The sequence below is a fragment of the Rhodococcus sp. C-2 genome (assembly GCF_027854095.1).
Lineage (GTDB): Bacteria > Actinomycetota > Actinomycetes > Mycobacteriales > Mycobacteriaceae > Rhodococcus_F > Rhodococcus_F qingshengii.
The window spans coordinates 126371-148136 of record NZ_JAQGFI010000002.1 but is presented as its reverse complement, the minus strand read 5'-3'; the positions used below and the strand labels follow the sequence as shown (position 1 = coordinate 148136).

The window sequence follows — 21766 nt, the reverse complement described above, 5'->3', positions numbered from 1 at the left end:
CGTCACCCGTCTAGAGGATCAGGCCACTCGCTTGGCGGTGCGGCCGCCGAATTCGAGCATCACGGCGCGACCGGTGTCGTCGGTGACGAAGCGGCCCAACGCCCGGGTGGTGTCGGCGCGAGCAGCGAAGTCACGGTCGTTGAGGAAGGCGATCGGGATTGCCGGCGGCCAGACGATGTCCTCGTATTCACCGAGATCCTGCGCGCTGCCCATCCGGATGCCGATTCCCTCGTCACCGGGGGCGACGGTCATCGTCAGTGAGCCGGCCTGATACTTGCCCAGGACTGCGTCGACGGCAGCGGGTTCGGGCTCGACCACGTCCAGGGATGCCGGCGTGGGTAGTTCAGTGAGGTTGGCCATGCACCAGTCGACGATCTTCTTGCCGATTCCGCCGCCGAGTGCGTTGGTCAGCACGGTGACGGCGAAGTTCTTCTCGGGCACTGTCATGAACTCGGAGACCTGGAGGTTGCTCACGTTTCCGCCGTGCCGCACTACCTGAGTGGTTCCGTATCGAGTCAACAGCCATCCCAGGCCGACTTCTTCGAACATCATCGCGGCGGGACGCTGCGGCTTCTGCATCAACAACCGGGTGGACTCGTCGAGTGGCTGTCCTTCGCCGGGGTGTTCGCCCGACAGTGCGTAACGTGCCCAGACGAGTTGGTCTCGCACCGAGGACCACATTCCGCCGCAAGGGATCATGCCGCGGTCCAGTCCGGTTTCGTTGGACACGAACGGCACACCGTCGCGGATGTAGTGACCGAGTGCGAACCGGTGGGTCATCACGTCCCAGGGCAGGAAGGCCGAGTTCTTCATTTCGAGGGGGTCGAGCACGCGCTGCTTGACCAGCTCTTCGAAGGTCAGTCCGCTGATCTTGGCCACGACATGTCCGGCGAGAACGAATCCGGAGTTGCTGTAGGAGAAGACTTCTCCGACGGGAAATTCTTGTCGCAGTTCGTTCAGCCGTGAAACCGAGCGTCCCAGGGCGTCTTCGCCCCAGCCTGCCGAGAGGCCCGCGTCGCCGGTGAATCCGCCGGTGTGGGTGAGGAGATGACGCATCGTGACTGTGCGCGTGGCTGTTTCGTCGGCGAAGGTCAGTTCGGGGACGTACTCGACCAACGGGGTGTCGAGATCGAGTAGGCCGTCCTCGACGAGTGCCATCGCGGCTGTTGCGGCGAACACCTTTGTGGTGGAGCCGATCATGAACATCGTCTTGTCGGTGACCGGGAGTTGGGTTTCGACGCTCTCGATGCCACTGGTGACGACGATGTCCTTGTCGCCGTGAACGATGCCGACCGAGACGCCGGGGATGTTTGCCTCGACCCTCCACTGATCGACGAGTTCTTGAAGCTGTTCTTGCATCTTTGATTCCTCGAGTTCGCTGGCGTTCTGTGTTTCGGCGTTCTGTGTTTCCGTCATCGTATGTGTATCGGTCATCGTCACGCGTTAACCCGTGGTAGGAAGCGGAATCCGACGTACACTCCGTCTCGGTGCGGCCGTACCGTCGTCCAACCGGCGGCCCCGGGTTGACGGGTGGTCCAGGTCCCCGGGATCTGCGACGGTACGAGAGTGGCTACCGTTGCAGGCTTCTTCGGAGCTGTTTCGTCTTCCTCGGGATTCGGGATTACGTCGCCGATGACGGTGATCACGGCCTCGTCAGCGGACTCTCCACGACGGAACTCGATTGCTATCCCGCCCGAGCTGTACTTTCCCAGAACCGAATCCGGAATCGACTCCACACTCGCGGGGTTCGGGGCGAGGGCTTGCGGAGGTTCGAGTCCGACCAACGCGGCCGCGGCTTCGGTGAAGAGATCACGGTAGAGGCCGTCGGCCTTGCCGCCGCTGGTCAGCAGTGCGATCGCGACATTGTGGCGGGGGAAGATACGCAGATATGCGTGTTGCCCGATGGTGCTGCCGTCGTGCCCGAAAATCTCTTCGCCCGACCAGGTTTCGTGGAACCAGCCCAAGCCCCAACCCGACTTGTCCGGGAACAGTTCACTGATGTCGATTTCCGGTGTGCGCATCGCGGCGGCCGATTTTTCCGACACGATCCGTACGCCGTCGACGCTCTGTCCTTCGAGAAGACCGAGTTCCGCGAACGTGAGTAGATCTCCGATGCTGGCAGTGATGCAGCCGGCGGGCCCCATCGAGCGGGTGATCGGCCAGACGGGCATCACGACGGAGTTCCCCGTATGACCCGCTGCCACAGAGTATCTCGGTGTATCTCCGGTCAACGTGAGTGTGTGCGCGAGGCCGAGCGGATCGATGATCCGCTCCTTGAGGATGTCGTCCCAGATGCCGCCGCGAAGAACCTCGACGATACGAGCTGCAAGGACGTACGCGGAGTTCGAGTACGCGAAGCCGTCCTCGAGTGGATGAACCTGACGGAAGTCACGCAGGCCCTCGACGTAGCGTTCGACGACGTCGTCGCCGCGACCCTTGTCGATGAACAGGTCACCGTCGATTCCGTTGCGATGGTTCAGAAGTGCGCGAACCGTGATGCGGGCAGCTGTGTCCTCGTCCTGCAGTGCGAAATCGGGCAGGATCGACCGGACGGTCGCGTCCAGGTCGAGCAAGCCTTCGTCGACAAGCTGCATGACCAGCATCGCGGTCCATACCTTGGTGATGGATCCGATCTGGAACAGGGAGTCGGTGGATACCTCGACCCCGGTGTCTGCATTGATCACGCCGGAAGCCACCGTCGTACGGGTGATTTCCTTGCCGTTGGAATCGAGTGTGAGAATACCGAATTGAGCACCGGTGACGCCGTAACGCTCACACAGTACGTCCAGCGAACGCTTCCACGCGTCGGCTCCGGCAGACGCGTTGGCCAGGCCGGTCTTGGGCAGCTTCGCGGAGGTGTATCGCTTGACCCATTCGATGAGTCGTGTGCTGTAGTCGATTCGGTGCGAGATCGAGCCGTTGACGAGGAACCCGTGGCTTGCACCGGGATACGCCACTAGACGGGTGGGTACGTGCTGCTGGCGCAGTGCGGCGAACCAGGCCTCGGCTTGACCCAGCGGGCACCGCTCGTCCGACTTTCCGTGCAGGATCAGCGTCGGGGTCACCACGTTCTTCACGGCGGCGAGCGGTGAGGCTGCCAGGAGCCCCGCGGAGTTCTCGGGAACAGTCGTGCCGGTGGCGAGTGACGCGAGGTGCGGACCGAAATCGCAGACTCCGGCCATGGCGTTGAAATCGCAGATCAGCCCGCCGGCAACCGCAGCGGCAAAACGATCCGTCGCGGACGTCAGGTGACACGTACTGTATCCGCCGTAGCTGTACCCGGTGATCGCCAGACGGTCCCCGTCGACAAGTCCCTCGGCGACAAGCGCGTCGATCGGCTCGAGGAAGTCAGCTTGGTCGGAGGTACCCCAGGCGCCGTTGACGGCGTACATGAAGTCTGCGCCGTACCCGTCCGACCCACGTGGGTTGAGGGTCAGGATGCGCCAACCCTGGGCGGCGAGAACCTGGTGGGCGGGGTGATAGGTATCTGCAACGCCGGTCCACGCGTTGTGCGGTCCGCCGTGAATGTCGAGCAGAAGGGGTGCGGCACCACTGGTTTCGGGAGCGGACAGCAACCAACCATGCACGGTGCGGCCGTCGGAGATGGTGAACTCGCGTTCCTCGGCGGCAAACAGTGTCACCTCGGGGAGTGCTTCTGCGGTGAATTTCGTCAGCGTGGTGACCGCGCCGCTGTCGAGATCGACGAGTGCGATCTCGCCGAAGGACTGCTGCGTGGTGACGATGACGGAGGCGACGCGGGCGTCACGGGCAACGGAGAGCGCCGAGACGACCTCGTTGGGATTGGCGACGAGGGATCGAGAGGTGCCGGTTTCGATGTCGGCCGCGTACAGATGCGTCCATCCACGATCGCGTAGGCAGAACACGATTTCGTCGCGAGTATTCGACAGTGCCGGTGTGCCGCCGGGGTAACCGGGTGCACCGGGCATCACGTTGCGATCGAGATGAGCTGTGAGGGTGACGTCGACCGGTGTCTCGGTTGGGCCGGGGACGGACAGCCGGATCAGGTCTGCAGTTCCGACACGGACCTCGGGAGTGCCGATGGCGACGACCGAATCTCCCTGCGGATGCCACAGTGTGGAGCCCTGCACTCCGGTGGCATGACCGAGTCGCTGCGGGGGAACCGACAGATCGTCGACGAGGATGCGGTAAGCGCTGAACGTGAGGTTCAGATCGCTGTCCGGTTCGAGATTCGCGGTGAAGGCAAGGGCCGTGCCGTCGGGCGACCAGGACGGAACGTCGGCATTCCAATCACCGTCGGTGAGCCGTCGAACTGCCTTCGTCTCCAGATCGACGGTGTGAAGGTGGCGACGGAAGGTGCCGAGCCAACCGGCACCGTCCACCTTGTATCCGAGTCGGTCGGTGACGATGGGAGCATTCGGATCGGCGGAGTCCGAGCGTGAGACCACAGCGGCGAACGCGATGGCATTTCCGTCCGGGCTCCAGGCTGCTGCACCGGCGCCGAGGGGGAGTGATGCTGATGTGGTGAGAGTTTCGGCCTCGCCACCGGCGAGCGGGATCAGGTGCAGCTGCGCGGAGTCGCCGACCTTACGCAGGAAGGCAATCGAGGTTCCGTCCGGAGAGAACCGAGGGGCAGAATCGGCGGGCCCTGCGGTGAGGCGGCGAGCCTGGGAATCGCGGGACACCGCCCAGAGCGATGTAGTTGCCTTTCCGGCAACAATTTCCGAGCGAACGAAGACGACCACGGTGCCGTCGGGAGAGATTGAGGTCTCAGTGGGTGTGACCACACGGTGGAGGTCGTCGAGAACAAATGGACGGTCAGTCATGTAGATCCTTCGAATCGGAGAAATAGATGCAGACGTAAAGCTTTGTCTTCCGGCTTATTTCAGAACGCGAATGCCAGGGCCGGCCAGGGTGCCGCCAACTGGTGCATACAGGGCCGTTGCGCCGTTGAAGAACATGAAGTTCGGCGACGTGGACACCGGAATGACGTCGGACGAGGTGAACAGTGCTTGTTCCGCTTCCTTCCACACCGAGCAGGATTCCTGCCCGGGCAGAACCGAGGCCTTCGCCGCCAGTTCGGCGTACTTTTGATTGTCGATCGATGCGAAGTTGACACCCGACGGTGGGGTGGGGCCGGCGAAGTACGGAACGAAGATGCTGGGGGTATCGCTCTGGACGGTCAGTCCGATCGAGATCGACCATGACGTCAGGTCTTTCGCTGCGAATGTGTTGGAAATGATGAAGTTGTTGTCACCACCACGAAGCTCTACCTTCGCACCGAGCTCCTGCCACTGCTTCATCGCGTATTCTGCTGCTGCAGAGGTGGTGTCGCGGTAGTTGGCAAAGATGACCGTCAATTGCAGCGCTTGACCGTCCTTGGTCAGGACACCGTCGGATCCGGGCTTCCAACCGGCGTCCGCAAGAGTCTTTTTCGCAGCGGCCATGTCGAACTTCGGAACTACACCGGTAACGCTGTCGAAGTCACACGCCCGCGGATCGACTACTGCCAGTGCCGTAGCTCGTGAGCCTTTGCCACCGGTGTTGATGTCCGTGTAATCGTCGAGATCGATCGCCTGCACGAGTGCGGTGCGTACGGCCTCGTCCTTGGTGGGGAGAGCCGCATTGTGGTTGAAGATGAACTGTCCGCTCAGGGTGTTGGACGTCATCGACTCGAGGCCTGAAGCTTCCACACGTTCGATATCCGCGCCGGCAACCGGGGCCGCGTTGACCGTTCCGGTGAGGACGAGATTCGCCGTCGTCGCGGCGTCGGTCACGACCTTGATCGTGACCGTCTTGGGCACTCCGAGCGTGTCCGACGTGGTTTCGCCGTTCGGCCCCCAGTTGTATCCGTCGCGGCGTTCGAGCGTGACGTGATCGTTGGCCACTACTTCGGTGATCTTGAACAGTCCGGTTCCGTTGCTGCTGCCTCGAACACTGGCAGGGTCGTCGAGGGCTGCCTGGCACGCCATCTTGAGAGCGCCGATGCGCTCGAGGAGGAAGGGCGCGGGTTCCGTTGTCTTGATCGTGAGCTCGTCACCATCAGCGGTTGCTACCGCAGTTTCGGGTACGGATGCTCCCAACCACGGCGAGCCGTTGGTCGTGTCGACGACCCAGTTGATGTTGTTTGCCGCTGTCTGGGCAGTGAAGGTCGTGCCGTCTTCACACGTGATCCCCTTTTTGAGGGTGAAGTTCAGCGAAGTTCCGTTCTCGCTCCATTTTTCGGCCAGATACGTGCCCGCTGCGCGGGTTTTGGGGTCGATGGCCAACAACGAGTCATTCGTATAGCTGTTGATCGCCTGCGTGGCAGTCAGATTGGTGATCAGGGGATGAAGGTTGCCGGGATCGGTGTTCACGATCGTGGTGAAACTGCCGTCCTTCGCGTAGTCGCCGGAAGAATTGCCGCCAGGATCAGAGGTGCTTCCGCACGAGGCAACCGTGAGAACGCCGATCGTGACCAGAGCCGCAGTGGGCACTGAGCGAGCTTTCATCTGATGCACCTTTTGATCGAAGGAAGTCGTTGATCAATGTTGCGCGAGGGACGTGGCCCAGGTCTCGTTGAATCGACTCATGCTGAGCGCCTGAATCTGTCGGATCGTCACAATGGGTGGTCGTCGTTTCTTGTCGCACCACGGTTCGACTACCGTCGGAGTGTGCGCTCAGAATCTCGTCGATCAGATATCCAGACCTTCCATGTCATGGATGTATGGAAGGCCGCGACCGAACGTCAGCGGACACATGGTGACGTCCTGACCTTGGCGGCAGGTCAACCGTCGACGCCCGCGCCGGCACCGGTGCTACGTGCGACGCGAGAGGTTCTGGGCACCGAACTACTCGGGTATACCGAGACTTTCGGGATCCTGCAGCTACGCGAGGCTATTGCGCGCTACCACAGCGAGCGATCGGGAATCGCCGTCGACGCCGAAGACGTGGTGGTGACGACCGGTTCGTCCGGCGCGTTCACCTTGCTCTTCCTGGCCGCGTTCGACGAGGGCGACACCGTGGTGGTTGCTCGACCCGGATATCCCGCGTACCGCAATACCCTTGCCGCTCTCGGCTGCAACGTCGTCGAACTCGACTGCGGGCCGGCAACTCGATACCAGCCGACAGTGGAAATGCTCGAGGCTTTGCCGTCGCCGCCTGCCGGTCTGATCGTCGCGAGCCCGGCAAATCCCACGGGCACGGTGATCTCGCCCGAGGAGCTCGCTGCATTGGCGACGTGGTGCGAGCAGCACGGAACTCTTCTGATCTCGGACGAGATCTACCACGGCATCGGATACGGCGATCAGCACACGTCGAGCGCCTGGGAGACCTCACGCGAATCCGTCGTGATCGGCTCGGTGTCCAAGTACTTCTCGATGACGGGTTGGCGACTCGGGTGGATGTTGGTGCCGACCTATCTTCGGCGCCCGCTGCAGAGACTCGCGTCGAACATGACCGTGTGTCCGCCCGCGATCTCTCAGTACGCCGCCGTCGAGGCGTTCTCGGACGAGGCGAAGGTCGAGTTGGACGGGCACGTTCAGCGGTACGCCGTCAATCGTGAACTGTTGTTGACCGGGTTGCCGAAACTGGGCATCACCGAGTTGGCTCCCGCCGACGGTGCGTTCTACGTCTACGCGGACATCGGCCATCTGTGTGGCGACGAGGGCGCCACCGCGTGGTGTGCCCGGTTGCTGACAGATACCGGGGTCGCGCTGGCACCTGGAATCGATTTCGACACCGTCCACGGAAACCGGATGGTCAGACTCTCGTTCGCAGGTGCGACAGCCGACATCCAGGAGGCACTGGCCCGCCTCGAGAAGTGGCTCGGGTAACAAACAGCAGGGTCTTCGAGCTGTTTCGCCATGCGGAGGTCCCCTCTGCTGGCACGATGTCGTGGTGTCTTCTGCAGCTACGCCCAAGGGCGAACGACGTCGCCAAGCTCTGGTGGCGTCCGCTGCTGAACTTTTGCTGGAGGGCGGGTTCGACGCCGTTCGTCACCGAGCGGTGGCAACCAGAGCTGACCTTCCACTGGCTTCGACGACCTATTACTTCGACTCACTCGACGATCTGATCGCGTGTGCCGTCGAGCTCAACGGCAACGCCGACATGGAAGCGATGCGCGCCAGAGTGGCTGCGGTGACCCAACGTCGGCGGGGCGCGGAATCAACCGTCGAACTGTTGGTCGAGCTGCTGCTCGGAGACGAAGAGAAGCGGCCGGAGAGCCGCGAGCGTTTGATCTCGCGCTACGAACGATTCGTCGCGTGTGCCCGTCATCCCGCACTTCGTGACGTGCAGTTGCGCCTACGAGCCCAGCTCGACGACCTGTTGACCGATGCGCTTCGACGCTCGGGCCGGTCGGCTCCCGAGGGGCAATTGCGCCGTCTTGTCGCGATGGTCGACGGTGCGATGATCACGGCTCTGGGGGAGTACGACCCGGACCCACGGGGGTTGGCCAGGGGAATGCTCTTGGAATCGATCGACGTGATGGCGCCGCCGGTCTAGCTCGGTCTCTATCGGGGGTAACGGCACTGCTCGGCCCCCGTTAGACTGAGGCCTCGTGAGCCGCATCCCGAATGTCCTTGCCAACCGCTACGCCAGCCCGGAGCTCGTTGCTCTGTGGTCTCCCGAGTACAAGATCGTGCTCGAGCGTCAATTGTGGGTGGCGGTGTTGCGTGCGCAGGCAGAGCTGGGCATCGACATTCCGGCCGACGCCATCGACGACTACGAGCGTGTCATCGACAACGTCGACCTCGAGTCCATCGCGGACCGCGAGCGGGTCACCCGCCACGACGTGAAGGCACGCATCGAGGAATTCAACGCACTTGCCGGGCACGAGCAGGTCCACAAGGGCATGACCAGCCGCGACCTCACCGAGAACGTCGAGCAGCTGCAGATCGTGCGTTCTCTCGAACACGTCTACAGCCACGGCATCGCCGTCGCCGCCCGTCTGGGTGAGCGCGCTGCCGAGTACTCGTCCATCGTTATGGCCGGCCGCTCGCACAACGTCGCAGCTCAGGCCACCACCTTGGGCAAGCGTTTCGCTTCGGCCGCCGACGAGCTGCTGGTTGCACTGACGCGTCTGCGCCAGCTGATCGACCGGTACCCGCTTCGTGGGATCAAGGGCCCGATGGGGACCGCTCAGGACATGCTCGACCTCCTCGACGGCGATGCGGCCAAGCTCGAGCAGCTCGAAGCGAAGGTTGCGGAGCACCTCGGATTCGCTCACGTGTTGACCAGCGTCGGCCAGGTGTACCCGCGTTCCCTCGACCACGACGTCATCTCCGCGCTCGTTCAGGTCGGCGCGGGCCCGTCGTCGTTTGCACACACGATCCGCCTGATGGCCGGCCACGAGTTGGTCACCGAAGGCTTCCAGCCCGGCCAGGTCGGCAGCTCGGCGATGCCGCACAAGATGAACACCCGCTCGTGCGAGCGAGTCAACGGACTTCAGGTGATCCTGCGCGGATACGGCTCCATGGCAGCCGAGCTTGCGGGTGCGCAGTGGAACGAGGGCGACGTCTTCTGCTCCGTCGTGCGCCGCGTCGCGCTCCCGGACGCGTTCTTTGCGATCGACGGCATGTTCGAGACCTTCCTGACCGTGCTGATCGAGATGGGCGCGTACCCGGCCGTCATCGAGAAGGAACTGACCAGGTATCTGCCGTTCCTCGCCACGACGCGCGTGCTCATGGCCGCCGTCCGTGCCGGCGTCGGACGCGAGACCGCACACGAGGCGATCAAGGAGAATGCCGTCGCAGTTGCGCTGGCGATGCGTGAAGAGGGCAAGGAGCCCGACCTGCTCGATCGTCTTGCCGCCGACGACCGTTTGCCGCTCGACCGCGCCGCACTCGACGAGGCCCTGGCCGACAAGGCTGCTTTTGTCGGTGCCGCTTCGGCTCAGGTCGATGCCGTTGTCGCCGAGGTGCAGAAACTTGTCGACGCCAACCCCGAAGCTGCGGCGTACGCGCCGTCGCCGATTCTGTAAGGGCTACGCCCCGTGCGCCTTTCCGGTGGTCACCACTACCGAAAAGGCGCACAGGGGCCGGAGACCATGGACTGCATCTTCTGTTCCATCATCGCCGGTGAGGCCGAGGCCAGCGTCGTCTACGACGACGCGAATGTCCTTGCCTTCATGGATATTCGGCCGTTCACATCCGGCCATCTCCTGGTCGTGCCGAAGCGCCACGCCAGTGGATTGTCCACGCTCGATCCCGACGACGGTGCCAGGATCTTCGCCGTCGCGCAGAAGATCGCCGCGGCGATGCGTACCGGATCTCTCCCCGTCGACGGAGTGAATCTGCACCTCTCCGACGGAGCTGTTGCGGGGCAGGAAGTCTTCCATGTTCATCTGCATGTCATTCCGCGAAATCGCGGCGACGGCTTCGGCCTGCGCGCCCTACCTCGCACGCCCGATCGGACAATCCTCGACAGCACGGCTGCCGTCATTCGAGGCGCACTGAACTAGAGGTTCACCCGGTGTGGGTGATTCGCGCCGAGGTTTCTCCCAGCACCATCTGGGTATGGCCGACATCGAACTGACGTATTCCTCCGGACTTGTCCCGAGGGACGGAGAGCTTCCCGCTCGCGAAACCATCGCAACGGTCTTCGACGAGCTCGACTTCCAAACAGCAGTGCAGGCGTACTTGTGGGCCATACCCATCGTGTCCTGGGCCCAGTGGATGGACGTGCATACCAACATCTTCGGAGCAACTGCCTCCGATATCGTCGTCTACCGCTCATATCGTGACCGACTAGGCCTGATCACCGCCAACGCGACGACTCCGTACATCTTGAACTTTTTCGATCTCGGTGCAACGGGGCCGTTGGTGATCGAATTGCCGCCAGGGCCGACCGCCGGGGGCATCGCAGATTTCTGGCAACGAGAATTCGCGGTGCTCGGTGAGATGGGCCCCGATGCAGGCAAGGGTGGCAAGACCCTGGTAGTCGGCCCAGGTCAGAGTGCCGAGGACACAGGTGATTACACCGTTGTCCACTCCCCGATGATGCACATCATGTTCGGCTTCCGCACGCTCGATCCCGACTCGGCGCGCTCGGACGCGTTGGTCGACGCCGTCCGGGTGTACCCGTACTCCGATCGTGAGAAGCCGACTCCGACGCGTCTGGTCTCACCGGACGGCAAGCCCTGGAGCGGAATTCAGCCGCGAGACCTTCGATACTGGGAACTCCTGCACGACATCGTGCAGGACGAACCTGTCGAAGAGCGCGACCGCTTCCCGATGGCGTGGCTTCGGCAGCTGGGGATTGAGAAGGGCAAGCCCTTCGCCCCGGATGATCGAGTGAGAAAGATCTTGCAACGGGCCGTCGAAGTGGGGGAGGTGTTCGCCCAGGCGAATGCGTTCGTCAAACGCTTCCCCGGTTCGCGCTACTGGCCGGATCGCCAGTGGGACTTGGCGATTGTCCTGGACAACTCAGCTCAGCGAGGGGACAACTACGACGAGTTCTACGAACGCGCGTCGTGGTTCTACGAGGCGGTCACCTTCTCCGAGGCGATGAAGAGTACGACGCCCGGACTCGGGCAGGCATATCTGGGTAGCTACGCCGACGCCGAGGGCCACTGGTTGGACGGAGCAAAGAGTTACACACTCCACGTACCCGCCGATGTCCCGGCAAAGTTGTTCTGGTCCGCGACGGTCTACTCGGTCGACACACGCTGCCTTGTCGACAACGAGCAGGGCCGAGGTGACCGTGGCTCGCGAGATCCCGATCTTGTTGTCAACGAGGACGGTTCGGTGGATCTTTACTACGGACCTACAGCTCCGGTAGGGAAGGAACCCAATTGGGTTCAGACCATTGCGGGTCAGCACTGGTTCTCGTACTTCCGCTTCTACGGACCGCTCGAACCGTATTTCGATCGGACTTGGAAGCTTGGTGACATCGAGCCGGCCTAGAGCGTGGTCTGTCTCACGGACTGCCGATCAGTTCGACAACGGAGTCCAGAAGGACACTGCGCCAGCACAACCAGTCGTGGCCGCCGTCGAAGATCCGACACGACACTTGCGCTCCTGCGGCCTCCAGCGCCTGTGCGACCGCTGCGCTGTGCCCGACCATGTCGGACTCGTGCTTACCTACTTCGAGGACAACGCGTAATCCGTCCGGTACGCCGTCGCGCTCGATGCGTGCGGCTATGTCTCCACCCGGCGGGCCGTCTTCCCCCCGCTTCAATCCGGTTGGCCACCAGAACGAACCGGACCCGCTGGCGACCAGCGCGAAGTGTTCGGGGAATTCGAGTGCTGCGAACATCGAAGCCAGGCCGCCGAAGCTCTGCCCCGAGACCACCGTTCGCGTTCGATCAGACGAGAAGGGTGTGACGGCGCGCACCTGCGGAAGCAGTTCGTCGACGACTGCACTCCAGTAGTCGCGGTTGCACGGCAATTCCTGCGAACGGCGTTGATTGTCAACGGAATCGATGGCAAGCAGAACGCAGGATTTCAGTTTGCCGGTCTGGACCGCACGATCGAACGCGGCGCCTGCCGGCATGACCTCGGCCCAGTGACGCCCGTCGAGAAGTATCACGAGCGGCCGTTCTTCGAGCGGTGTCAATCCGTCGTCCACGGTCTCGTAGATCCACACCGGCCGCTCGACGTCCAAAGTCGAACTAGCCCAGGTGAGCTGTACCGACTTCCTGAAAACTGGAGCATCCCAACCGAACTGGACCGGCGCCAAGGGCATCTCGGCGACGGAACGCCTTGTGTCCACACCTGCGGAAAGCGGATTGAGTGGGTCGGCAATTCGGTGCTCGAGCAACCCCAACCAGCGGGTGCGGCGGGTCGAGTCTTCCTTGCCTGCTCCCGGATAGTCGAACTCGTCGACTACGGACTTCGGTACCGGGATGATGCTGTAACTGCTACGCCAGGTGTTCGAGACTTCGGCGGTGTAGAACCACACCGGACTGTCGCCGAGTCGCTGCATCACGCTGAGTTGTTCTGCGTGATGGTCGGTCAGCGAATTTGCATCCAGGTAAACGCGCTCGACCTCGGTCTCCTCGGGCTGACGCCAGAGGAACGTAACTCGAACAGTCTGTGTATCAACGCTTTCGATGATCGGCGTTCCTTGTTGCACTATCCGATTCCAGGACGTCTCGATGTCGGGCGAGGCCGCGAGGGTAGCGGACAATTCGGTCACCGCCTGAGTTAGCATGAGCACAGCCTAACCTAATTTGATGGGCTTTTGAATTCGAGGAGTGGTCCGCCAGTGGGCGTCACAATGAAAAAATCACGCACCCTGAAGGTGCTCTCCGCAGTCTTGGTAGCAGGGTTCGCCCTCGCCGGTTGTAGTTCTGCGGATGCCGATTCCGATGCTGACTCAGCTGCATCGCAGGGTAATTGGCCGCGTACCGTGGAAACGCCGAAGGGGCCGGTGGAGATCACGTCGAAGCCGGAGAGGATCGTCTCGACCAGTGTGACGCTGACGGGCACGCTGTTGTCGATCGACGCTCCGGTGGTGGCTACCGCATCGACGGGACCGAACACCGACGTCTCGGATGCGCAGGGGTTGTTCACACAGTGGGGCGACATAGCAGAAGAACGCGGACTCGCAGTGCTGCCGATGGGCGGCGCGAACGCGGAATCCGTTCTGGCCCAGAACCCGGACCTGATCGTCGTCTCGGCAACTGGAGGTGACTCCGTCGTCGATCTGTACGAACAGTTCACGGCCATCGCACCGACAATCGTGGTGGACTACGGCGGAAGTAGTTGGCAGGAAGTCGCCGCTGTGCTGGGTAAGGCGACAGGTCTCGAAGACAACGCGGCGGCCACGGTCGCGAAGTTCGACAGCGCAGTAGAGGCCGCGAAGGCCAAGATCACACTTCCCCCGCAGCCGACCACTGCGCTGGTCTACTACGAGGACGGCAGCGGCGCCAATATCTGGACGCACGAGTCGGGGCAGGCGAAGTTGCTCACGGCGATGGGTTTCACGGTCGCCGACATTCCCGAGTCCGCGAAGAGCAGTGAATCCATGGGTAAGCGCAAGGACATCATTCAGGTCTCGGCGGAGAACCTCTACGACGGTATCGCGGGCAACACCCTGATCTTGGTCAGTGCCGACGACGGTGCGGTGAAGGCGGTCGAGGCACTTCCACTGTTGGCCCAGCATCCGGCAATTCGTGATCACCACGTCTATGCCGTGGGTCTGGACACCTTCCGTCTCGACTACTACAGCGCAACCAACATGGTGAACCGGTTGGTCGAGCAGTTCAGCTGAGCCATAAGTACTAGGCCTTTCACCTTCAACTAGTGCTTTGGTAGGAGTCGGGAATCGAACATTCCCTTCACGTTCGCCGAATGTGGGACCAAGTGGTGCGCGCATGCCACCATGAACGTCAATCATCGGATGCGGAATGGGGAGTGGATGTTCGACTCGGCTGGTCAGAATGCCCCGGGGCAAGCCCTGGCATCGCGAGGGTGGGGACGTTTCAACCTGAACAACCCGGCCACGGCGGCCGTGATCGTCGGCCTGCTGAGTGTGCCGTGGGTGTTCGGTCTCGCCAGTCTCAAGACTGAACCCGAGACGAGCAATCGAGTGCTGAGCGATCCGGGAACCGTCGTCGGCATCATGGGTTTCCTGACGGTGTTGACCGTTGTGGCGTGTGCGCGCCGGCGGTACCCGATCGCGTACTACCTCCTGACGTTGGCAGGATCCGGCGGATTGATGCTCTTCCTCGGCAGTCGATCGCTGGGGGCCACGCCGCTTTTCTGGTTCGCGATCATGGCAGTGTCCATCCGAGTGACAGGCATGCGCCTGGTCGGACTGCTGGTCCTCGGAATGGCGATGGACGTGATCTTGGCGATGTATCTCACCGAACGGGACGGGCTGACGGTCGCCGAGGTTCAGGTGGGGGAGTTGCCTCACTTGTTCCTCGAACCGGCGGCAAACACCGTCACGAGTTTTCTGGTCGTCGCAGCCATGGGAAAGATCGTCGCGCGCCTGCGAAAACAAGCAGTGGAGAACAGTCAGGCAGTAGCGGATCTGCACCGGGACCGCGAACGCAAGATTGCGAATGCCGTTGTTGCCGAACGGCAGGACATGGCACGTGAACTGCACGATGTCGCTGCCCACCACATGACCGGCATGATCATCCAGGCTCGTGCCGCCGACAAGTTCTTCTCGAGCAATCCCGAACAAGCACAAGCCCTTCTGGGGGGCGTCATCGAGCAGGGTCAGCGGGCCCTCAACAGCTTGCGGCAGATCGTGGGGATACTTCGCCTGGGTGAGGAAGACCCCGATTTCCCGACGCCCATGGTCTCCGACATCGACGAGTTGGTGGACGACTGCAAGCGCACCATCTCGTCGATCTCGTTGGAGAAGGTCGGCCGCTTCGACGACCTGGACAGCGGAGTCCAGTTGACGTGTTACCGCATCGTGCAGGAGGCGTTGTCGAACGTCCTTCGCCATGCGCCGGGTAGCGAGTCCAAGGTGTGTCTGAGTCGAGAAGCCGGTGCGGTGAGGGTACGGGTGGTCAATACTCTCGGGAATGCTCGCCCGGCCTCCGACGGGCAAAACCTCGGAATTGTGGGAATGCGCGAACGCGCGACGCTCATGGGTGGTCAACTGGACGCCGGACCGAATTCGGAAGGTGAGTGGGCTGTGCAGGCACTGGTGCCGGTGAACGGGAGGATCAACGCATGATCGATGTCCTTATTGCAGACGACCAGCAGGTGGTACGGCAGGGGTTCGAGCTGTTTCTCTCCGGTCACCCCGAGATTCGCGTCGTCGGGCATGCCAAGACGGGAGTCGAGGCGTACGAGCAGGTGCGTGCACTGCGTCCGGACGTCGTGCTGATGGATATCCGAATGCCGCACGGCGACGGGTTGACTGCGACCCGGGAGGTCCTTGCCGAGTTTCCCGGGACCCGCGTCATCGTGATCACCACGTTCGATCTCGACGAGTACGTTTTCGAGGCGCTCGACAGCGGTGCCGCAGGGTTCTTGCTCAAAGACGCCGATCCCGAAGAGCTCTCGTCGGCAGTGTTGACCGTGGCCGAAGGTGGTTCGGTGCTCTCGCCGAGATTGACGTCGAGACTGATCGTGGAGTTCGCGAGGCGCAAGCCGGCACCGATGTCCACGGCGCGCTCCGGATCGGATCACGGTCTCAGTGCGCGTGAGATGGATGTGGTGCAGTTGCTGTCACAAGGCTTGGGAAACAACGACATCGCAGATTCCCTCAGCCTCGAACAGAGCACGGTGAAGTCGCACATCAGCAACATCTGCAAGAAGCTGCAGGTGCGTACCCGTGTGCAGATCGTCATCTGGGCGTACCGAAACAACGTGATCGCCGTATCGCGCTGATGCACGGGACGCTGCGGCGCATCCGCCGCGGCACGGGCAGAGAAGTACACGTGCCCCGGGTCCGATCCCTCGTCGAACCCGGGGCATCCGTGCCACTCAGCCCAGCAGTTTGGCTTTGAGCGTCATGACAGTCGCCGGGCTCAGACCCAGGCCCTCGGTCAGGTACCGATCGACCGACCCGTAGGTCTGGTCCAACTGGGCGAGACCGGCATCGAGATAGCTTGCCTCGACACCCAACAGAGGCTCCATGTTGACGGCCATCTGTTCGCCCAGGCTCGCCGCGATGCCCGCGCGCGTGGCCTTCATGCCTTCGGCTGTGTACTCGTTGGTCAGCAAGTAGTCGTTCATGATCACCGAGCGGTCGACACCGGCGATACTCAGCAGCAGAAACGACGTCCAGCCGGTGCGGTCTTTGCCTGCGGTGCAGTGGAAGACCTGTGCACCTTCGGTTTCCGCGAGACCCGTGAGCAACTGCGCGAACCCGGCTCGCTCCGTCGCTCCGGTGACGAAGGCGCGGTTCATGTCCTGCATCATCGATCGTGAGTCCTCGGGGGACTTGATCTTCGCGATCATCTCGGCGATGTTCCCGGACAGGATCGGAATGTTCTCGTACGCAACCCCGCCGGGCAAGACATCGGGCTTACTGGCGATCTCGGGTTCAGTGCGCAGATCGTAAACCTTTGTCAGTCCCAGCTTTTCGAGATTGCTCATGTCATCGCCCTTGGGCGTGATCGCGTTCGCGCGGTAGAAGACTCCCTTGTTCACGGGCAGGCCGAAAGTCCCCGAGTATCCGGCGCCGGTGCCTGCGACGTCGCGGAAATTGTCGATCCCGGTCAGCCGCGGCGCATCTGGGGTCTGCTCGGAACTACCGAGGTTGCTGGATCCGAAATCCAGCGAGCCGAACAGCGGAGCCGAGGGGCCAGGTTCGGCCTGCGCGATCGAGGCGCCGAAACCGGTGATGAGAAAGCTACTGGTCAACGCAATGGCCGCGGCAGACCGTAGTGAGCAGGTACGGGTGGATCGGGACATGTGTGAGCCCTTCGTCGAGCGGAGAGAGTGGCGAGTCGATGAGGTATCGCGAAGGCAAGGTAGCGAGTTCGCGTGTCCGATTCGAGAGGAATCTTGCTTTGCTCCCTCTCAGTGGGAGGCGTGCTGCTGTGAGCGTGGGCGGCTCGGGAGGCGCAGTTCATTCCTCGGGACCTGTGTTTGTGTAAAGGTCCAGTGCCCTGATATTGGTTAGCCTCACCAAATCAATTCCGGAGCAGTCCGGTGCGTTCAGATGGAGTTCAACATGCGGGTTCAAGGTCTGTCGCGGTTTCGCCGCGCAGTGGTGATCGGCGCAGCAGCTGCGCTGGCGGTCGGCGTCGCCGGCTGCAGCAACTCCGAGGAGGCGTCGTCCGAATCGTCGACGACAGCCGCGAGCTCGCCGACCCGTGTCTTCGAGGCACAGAACGGATCCATCGAGATCCCGAGCGACCCGCAACGGATCGTGGCCTGCGGATACGCAGTTCTGCCGCTGATTCAGGCGGGAGCGAACCTGGCAGCAGTATGTGAGTGGACCCGTGAACTCGGCAACATGGACGACAAGACCAAGGCCGCTTACGAAGCTCTGCCGAAGGTCGCGCCCGACGGCAACGTCTCCCAGCTCAACTACGAGGGAATCGTCGCTGCCGAGCCCGATCTGATCATCATGGGCGTTCCCGCTCGAGTCGAAAGCCAGCTGGACATGGCGCAGCTCGAGGCGGCCGCTCCCGTCGTCTTCCTGGGACCGACGGTTCCTGCTGATTGGCGAGTGCTGGGCGAGCAGTTCGCCGATGCCGCGAATGTCTCCGGCAACTACGGCGAGTTCAAGGACGACTACGACGCCAAAACCGCCGAACTGGCCGCGAAGTACAAGGACAAGCTCGGCTCGCTGACCTTCGGCGGCGTGTGCAACGTCTGCAAGCCGGAAGCCGGCACCTTCTCACGCGAGTACGCGTCCTCGTACACGACCAATCTCTTCGACGGACTCGGACTGCAGTTCCCCGGCACCCCCGCAGACCCCGCCGACATCCACGTCGAACAGGTATCCATCGAGAAGATCGGCGAAAATCTCGGAAATGTCGACGTGATCGTCTACGGCCTCAATGCCGACGGCTCGATGTCTCCGCAGTTGCAGGAGCTGGTCAATTCCGAGCTGTGGAAGGAATTGCCCGCAGTGAAGGCCGGCAACGTCGTCCAGGTCCAGCATTCGCTGGCCGCGACCTATCAGACGGCTCTTCTGACGCTGGATTCGATCGACGAGGGCCTGTCGAAGCTGCCCGCAAACCAGTAGTTCATCGACTGTGACGGTGGCCTCTCGCCTGCTGGCGAGGGGCCACCTGCATATCCGGATGAGCAGGGCGGACAGCTCTCCGATCGGCGAGGACGCTTACCTGTCCCGGCTACCGGGGTTCTGTACGAACTGCGAACGCCCGATAGGGTGACCGGGTGCGTCCTACACTTGATTCCTACACTCATCTGGCCGGTGGCAAGGTCCGTGACCTTTACACGATCGACGACGAGCATCTGCTGCTTGTCGCGAGTGATCGGATCTCGGCCTACGACCACGTGCTCAGCACGCCGATCCCGGACAAGGGTCGCGTGCTCACCGCGATGAGCGTGTTCTTCTTCAACGTCCTCGGTGGCACCAACCACCTGGCCGGCGAGCCCGACGACGATCGCATCCCGGAAGAGGTTCTCGGCCGCGCTCTCGTGGTGCGCTCCCTCGACATGGTTCCCGTCGAATGCGTCGTTCGTGGCTTCCTCACCGGCTCCGGCTTGGTCGACTACAACAACACCGGCGCAGTGTGCGGCGTCGCGTTGCCCGAGGGCCTCGTCGAGGCCTCGCGTCTGCCCGACCCGATCTTCACCCCGGCGTCCAAGGCGGCTCTCGGGGATCACGACGAGAACATCAGCTTCGATCAGGTAGTGGAGAAGGTCGGCCAGAAGCTGGCAGTGCAGCTTCGCGAGGACACTCTCGACGTCTATGCCCGCGCCTCCAACTTCGCAGCCGATCGCGGAATCATCCTTGCCGACACCAAGCTCGAATTCGGTCTCGACTCCGCTGGAAACCTCGTGCTCGCCGACGAGGTGCTCACCCCCGACTCGTCGCGCTACTGGCCTCTCGAAGGCTACGAAGCGGGCAAGGTGCAGCCCAGTTTCGACAAGCAGTTCGTGCGCGACTGGCTCACGAGCCCTGAATCCGGCTGGGACCGTAGCTCGGACACGACACCGCCGCCGTTGCCGCAGGAGATCGTCGACGCGACCCGTGCACGCTACATCGAGGCGTACGAGCGCATTTCCGGTCTGTCCTTCGACGATTGGGTCGGTCCCAGCGCATGAGCCTGATCCCGCCGGTCGCAAAGAAGGTCCCCACCGAACGTACCCATCACGGACACACGTTCGTCGATGACTACGAGTGGCTGCGGGACAAGGACAACGCCGAGGTAGTCGCATACCTCGAAGCCGAAAACGCGTACACCGACGAGCAGACGGCCGCGCTCGAGCCGTTGCGCGAGAAGATCTTCCAGGAGATCAAGTCGCGGACGCAGGAAACCGACATGTCGGTGCCCACTCGCATGGGTAAGTGGTGGTACTACTCGCGCAGCGTGGAAGGCAAGTCGTACACCGTCCAGTGCCGGTGCCCCATCGCCGGTGAAGACGACTGGACTCCGCCCGACCTGACGCCCGGCGTCGAGCTGGCCGACGAGCAGATCCTCATGGACGGCAACGTCGAAGCCGAAGGGCACGAGTTCTTTTCGCTCGGCGCGTTCTCCATCAGCGAGGACGGCACGTTGCTCGCGTACTCGGTGGACATCGTCGGCGACGAGCGGTACACCCTGCGGTTCAAGAACCTCGAGACCGGTGAGATGCTCGCCGACGAGATTCCCGATACCGCGCCTGGCGCCACCTGGGCGATCGACCACAGTCACGTCTTCTACATGACGGTCGACGACTCCTGGCGTCCGGACACGGTGTGGCGTCACAAGCTGGGAACGCCGCAGAGTCAAGATGTTTCGGTGTTCCACGAGCCCGACGAACGGTACTGGGTTTCGGTGGGGTCCACCCGCAGCGAGAAGTACCTGATGATCTGGGTCGGTTCCAAGGTGACCAGCGAAGGCTGGATGCTGGAATCGGCGAACCCGGAAGGCGAATTCCGCGTCATCATCCCGCGTCGCGAGGGCGTCGAGTACGGGGCCGAGCACGCCGTGATCGGGGGAGAGGACCGCTTCCTGATCCTCCACAACGACGTCGTCGACGGCATCAAGGCAGAGAACTTCGTGTTGGTGGAAGCTCCCGTGTCGGATCCGACGAACATGACGACGCTGATCGAGCACAGCGCAGACGTTCGTCTGGAAGAAGCCGAAGCCTTTGCCGGACACCTCGTCCTGAGCTACCGCCGCGAGGCGCTCACTCGGGTTGCCGTGTGGCCGTTGACGGATGACGGCTACGGCGAACGTCACGAAATCGACTTCGACGAAGAACTCTTCAGCATCGGCATGGGGTCCAACCCGGAATGGGCGCAGCCCACCATCCGGCTCGGATTCACCTCATTCATCACTCCCGGGCAGGTGTACGACTACTACGTCGCCAGTGGTGAACTGGCACTGCGTAAGTCGCAGCCCGTTCTCGGAGACTTCGATGCGAGTAACTACGAGCAGCGTCGCGACTGGGCAGTAGCCGACGACGGAACCCGCATTCCGCTCTCGATCGTGAGGCGCGTAGGTGCGCCGCAAGGTCCCGCGCCGCTGCTGTTGTACGGCTACGGTTCCTACGAGGCGAGCATCGACCCGTCGTTCTCGGTTGCCCGCTTGTCGTTGCTCGATCGCGGCGTCGTCTTCGTCGTCGCACACGTGCGCGGCGGCGGCGAGATGGGCCGTCACTGGTACGAAAACGGCAAGACGCTCACCAAGAAGAACACCTTCACCGATTTTGTCTCTTGCGCAAAGCATTTGATCGACACCGGTGTCACGTCGGCCGACCGGATGGTTGCCGACGGCGGTAGTGCAGGTGGACTGCTGATGGGCGCTGTCGCCAACATCGCTCCGGAACTGTTTGCCGGCATTCTCGCCAATGTTCCGTTTGTCGACCCGTTGACGTCGATTCTCGATCCGTCGCTGCCGTTGACGGTCATCGAGTGGGACGAATGGGGAGATCCGCTGCACAACAAGGACGTCTACGACTACATGCGCTCGTACAGCCCGTACGAGAACGTGGAAGCCAAGGACTATCCCGCCATTCTTGCGATCACGAGCATCAACGACACCCGTGTTCTGTACGTGGAGCCGGCCAAGTGGGTCGCAAAACTGCGCGCCACCAAGACCGGTGATGCTCCGCTACTTCTCAAGACCGAGATGAGCGCCGGACACGGCGGTGTCAGCGGTCGGTACGAGAAGTGGAAAGAGGTCGCGTTCGAGTTCGCCTGGGTGTTGGACACCGTGGGCGCGAACTAGCTTCTGTGTCAATCAGGTTCGGTGACTGTCAGG

16 protein-coding genes are annotated in these 21766 nt (G+C 62.4%); 11 read left to right on the top strand and 5 right to left on the bottom strand.

What is annotated here, in order from left to right:
* Window positions 1–18: 18 nt before the first annotated feature.
* Genes PCS43_RS04520 through PCS43_RS04510 form a run of 3 tightly spaced genes read right to left on the bottom strand, consistent with a single transcriptional unit; the run spans window position 19 to window position 6470 of the window.
* Entirely contained in the window at window positions 19–1434 is a 1416-nt protein-coding gene (locus PCS43_RS04520) for a serine hydrolase domain-containing protein (RefSeq protein WP_235171365.1), read from the bottom strand.
* A 2-nt stretch (window positions 1435–1436) separates the two neighbouring features.
* Window positions 1437–4805, bottom strand: coding sequence for a serine hydrolase (locus tag PCS43_RS04515; protein WP_007734415.1), 3369 nt, complete (start codon window positions 4803–4805; stop codon window positions 1437–1439).
* A 54-nt stretch (window positions 4806–4859) separates the two neighbouring features.
* A complete protein-coding gene (locus PCS43_RS04510; protein WP_039973390.1) occupies window positions 4860–6470 on the bottom strand; it encodes an ABC transporter substrate-binding protein in 1611 nt (536 codons plus the stop codon).
* 162 nt (window positions 6471–6632) lie between these two features.
* On the opposite strand from PCS43_RS04510, the gene PCS43_RS04505 reads away from it, so the two are divergent.
* The 5 genes from PCS43_RS04505 to PCS43_RS04485 all read left to right on the top strand — a co-directional run bounded on the left by PCS43_RS04505 (window position 6633) and on the right by PCS43_RS04485 (window position 11864).
* Complete coding sequence (locus tag PCS43_RS04505; RefSeq protein WP_039973417.1) at window positions 6633–7793, top strand: pyridoxal phosphate-dependent aminotransferase; 1161 nt, start codon at window positions 6633–6635, stop codon at window positions 7791–7793.
* A gap of 64 nt (window positions 7794–7857) precedes the next feature.
* Window positions 7858–8463 (top strand): TetR/AcrR family transcriptional regulator, encoded by a 606-nt coding sequence (locus tag PCS43_RS04500; protein WP_003945736.1) that lies wholly within the window; start codon window positions 7858–7860, stop codon window positions 8461–8463.
* A 55-nt stretch (window positions 8464–8518) separates the two neighbouring features.
* On the top strand, window positions 8519–9940 hold the full coding sequence (gene purB / locus PCS43_RS04495; RefSeq protein ID WP_007734423.1) for an adenylosuccinate lyase: 1422 nt from the start codon (window positions 8519–8521) through the stop codon (window positions 9938–9940).
* Window positions 9941–10006: 66 nt separating this feature from the next.
* On the top strand, window positions 10007–10420 hold the full coding sequence (locus tag PCS43_RS04490) for an HIT family protein (protein WP_209911793.1): 414 nt from the start codon (window positions 10007–10009) through the stop codon (window positions 10418–10420).
* A gap of 55 nt (window positions 10421–10475) precedes the next feature.
* A complete protein-coding gene (locus PCS43_RS04485) occupies window positions 10476–11864 on the top strand; it encodes a DUF1254 domain-containing protein (protein ID WP_209911452.1) in 1389 nt (462 codons plus the stop codon).
* 13 nt (window positions 11865–11877) lie between these two features.
* Here PCS43_RS04485 and fes read toward each other — a convergent pair whose 3' ends face one another.
* A complete protein-coding gene (gene fes / locus PCS43_RS04480; RefSeq protein WP_003945472.1) occupies window positions 11878–13113 on the bottom strand; it encodes an enterochelin esterase in 1236 nt (411 codons plus the stop codon).
* Between the two features lie 66 nt (window positions 13114–13179).
* Here fes and fepB point away from each other — a divergent pair, with 66 nt between their 5' ends.
* The 3 genes from fepB (at window position 13180) to PCS43_RS04465 (ending at window position 16259) form a co-directional block, all read left to right on the top strand.
* On the top strand, window positions 13180–14175 hold the full coding sequence (gene fepB / locus PCS43_RS04475) for a Fe2+-enterobactin ABC transporter substrate-binding protein (protein ID WP_039973419.1): 996 nt from the start codon (window positions 13180–13182) through the stop codon (window positions 14173–14175).
* A 147-nt stretch (window positions 14176–14322) separates the two neighbouring features.
* Entirely contained in the window at window positions 14323–15600 is a 1278-nt protein-coding gene (locus PCS43_RS04470; protein WP_007734428.1) for a sensor histidine kinase, read from the top strand.
* Complete coding sequence (locus PCS43_RS04465) at window positions 15597–16259, top strand: response regulator transcription factor (protein ID WP_003945911.1); 663 nt, start codon at window positions 15597–15599, stop codon at window positions 16257–16259. The genes PCS43_RS04470 and PCS43_RS04465 overlap by 4 nt, the downstream gene beginning before the upstream one ends.
* Window positions 16260–16355: 96 nt before the next feature.
* Here the strand turns inward: PCS43_RS04465 and PCS43_RS04460 are convergent, their stop codons facing one another.
* On the bottom strand, window positions 16356–17288 hold the full coding sequence (locus PCS43_RS04460; protein WP_054188017.1) for a tyrosine-protein phosphatase: 933 nt from the start codon (window positions 17286–17288) through the stop codon (window positions 16356–16358).
* 250 nt (window positions 17289–17538) lie between these two features.
* On the opposite strand from PCS43_RS04460, the gene PCS43_RS04455 reads away from it, so the two are divergent.
* The 3 genes from PCS43_RS04455 (at window position 17539) to PCS43_RS04445 (ending at window position 21733) form a co-directional block, all read left to right on the top strand.
* Window positions 17539–18573 carry an ABC transporter substrate-binding protein gene (locus tag PCS43_RS04455; protein WP_080726727.1) on the top strand — a complete coding sequence of 345 codons (1035 nt, stop codon included), beginning with the start codon at window positions 17539–17541 and terminating at the stop codon, window positions 18571–18573.
* 155 nt (window positions 18574–18728) lie between these two features.
* Window positions 18729–19622: a phosphoribosylaminoimidazolesuccinocarboxamide synthase gene (locus PCS43_RS04450; RefSeq protein ID WP_003945463.1), complete on the top strand. Its 894-nt coding sequence runs from the start codon at window positions 18729–18731 to the stop codon at window positions 19620–19622.
* Window positions 19619–21733, top strand: a complete 2115-nt coding sequence (locus PCS43_RS04445; RefSeq protein WP_209911455.1) for a S9 family peptidase — start codon at window positions 19619–19621, stop codon at window positions 21731–21733. Before PCS43_RS04450 ends, PCS43_RS04445 begins: the two co-directional genes overlap by 4 nt.
* Window positions 21734–21766: the final 33 nt, after the last annotated feature.

Coding starts and splice junctions, on each gene's coding strand:
- PCS43_RS04455 (WP_080726727.1), top strand. CDS start 17,539: ATGGAGTTCAACATGCGGGTTCAAGGTCTGTCGCGGTTTCGCCGCGCA.
- PCS43_RS04460 (WP_054188017.1), bottom strand. CDS start 17,288: ATGTCCCGATCCACCCGTACCTGCTCACTACGGTCTGCCGCGGCCATT.
- PCS43_RS04515 (WP_007734415.1), bottom strand. CDS start 4,805: ATGACTGACCGTCCATTTGTTCTCGACGACCTCCACCGTGTGGTCACA.
- PCS43_RS04485 (WP_209911452.1), top strand. CDS start 10,476: ATGGCCGACATCGAACTGACGTATTCCTCCGGACTTGTCCCGAGGGAC.
- PCS43_RS04465 (WP_003945911.1), top strand. CDS start 15,597: ATGATCGATGTCCTTATTGCAGACGACCAGCAGGTGGTACGGCAGGGG.
- PCS43_RS04510 (WP_039973390.1), bottom strand. CDS start 6,470: ATGAAAGCTCGCTCAGTGCCCACTGCGGCTCTGGTCACGATCGGCGTT.
- PCS43_RS04490 (WP_209911793.1), top strand. CDS start 10,007: ATGGACTGCATCTTCTGTTCCATCATCGCCGGTGAGGCCGAGGCCAGC.
- fes (WP_003945472.1), bottom strand. CDS start 13,113: ATGCTAACTCAGGCGGTGACCGAATTGTCCGCTACCCTCGCGGCCTCG.
- PCS43_RS04470 (WP_007734428.1), top strand. CDS start 14,323: ATGTTCGACTCGGCTGGTCAGAATGCCCCGGGGCAAGCCCTGGCATCG.
- PCS43_RS04445 (WP_209911455.1), top strand. CDS start 19,619: ATGAGCCTGATCCCGCCGGTCGCAAAGAAGGTCCCCACCGAACGTACC.
- fepB (WP_039973419.1), top strand. CDS start 13,180: ATGAAAAAATCACGCACCCTGAAGGTGCTCTCCGCAGTCTTGGTAGCA.
- PCS43_RS04520 (WP_235171365.1), bottom strand. CDS start 1,434: ATGACCGATACACATACGATGACGGAAACACAGAACGCCGAAACACAG.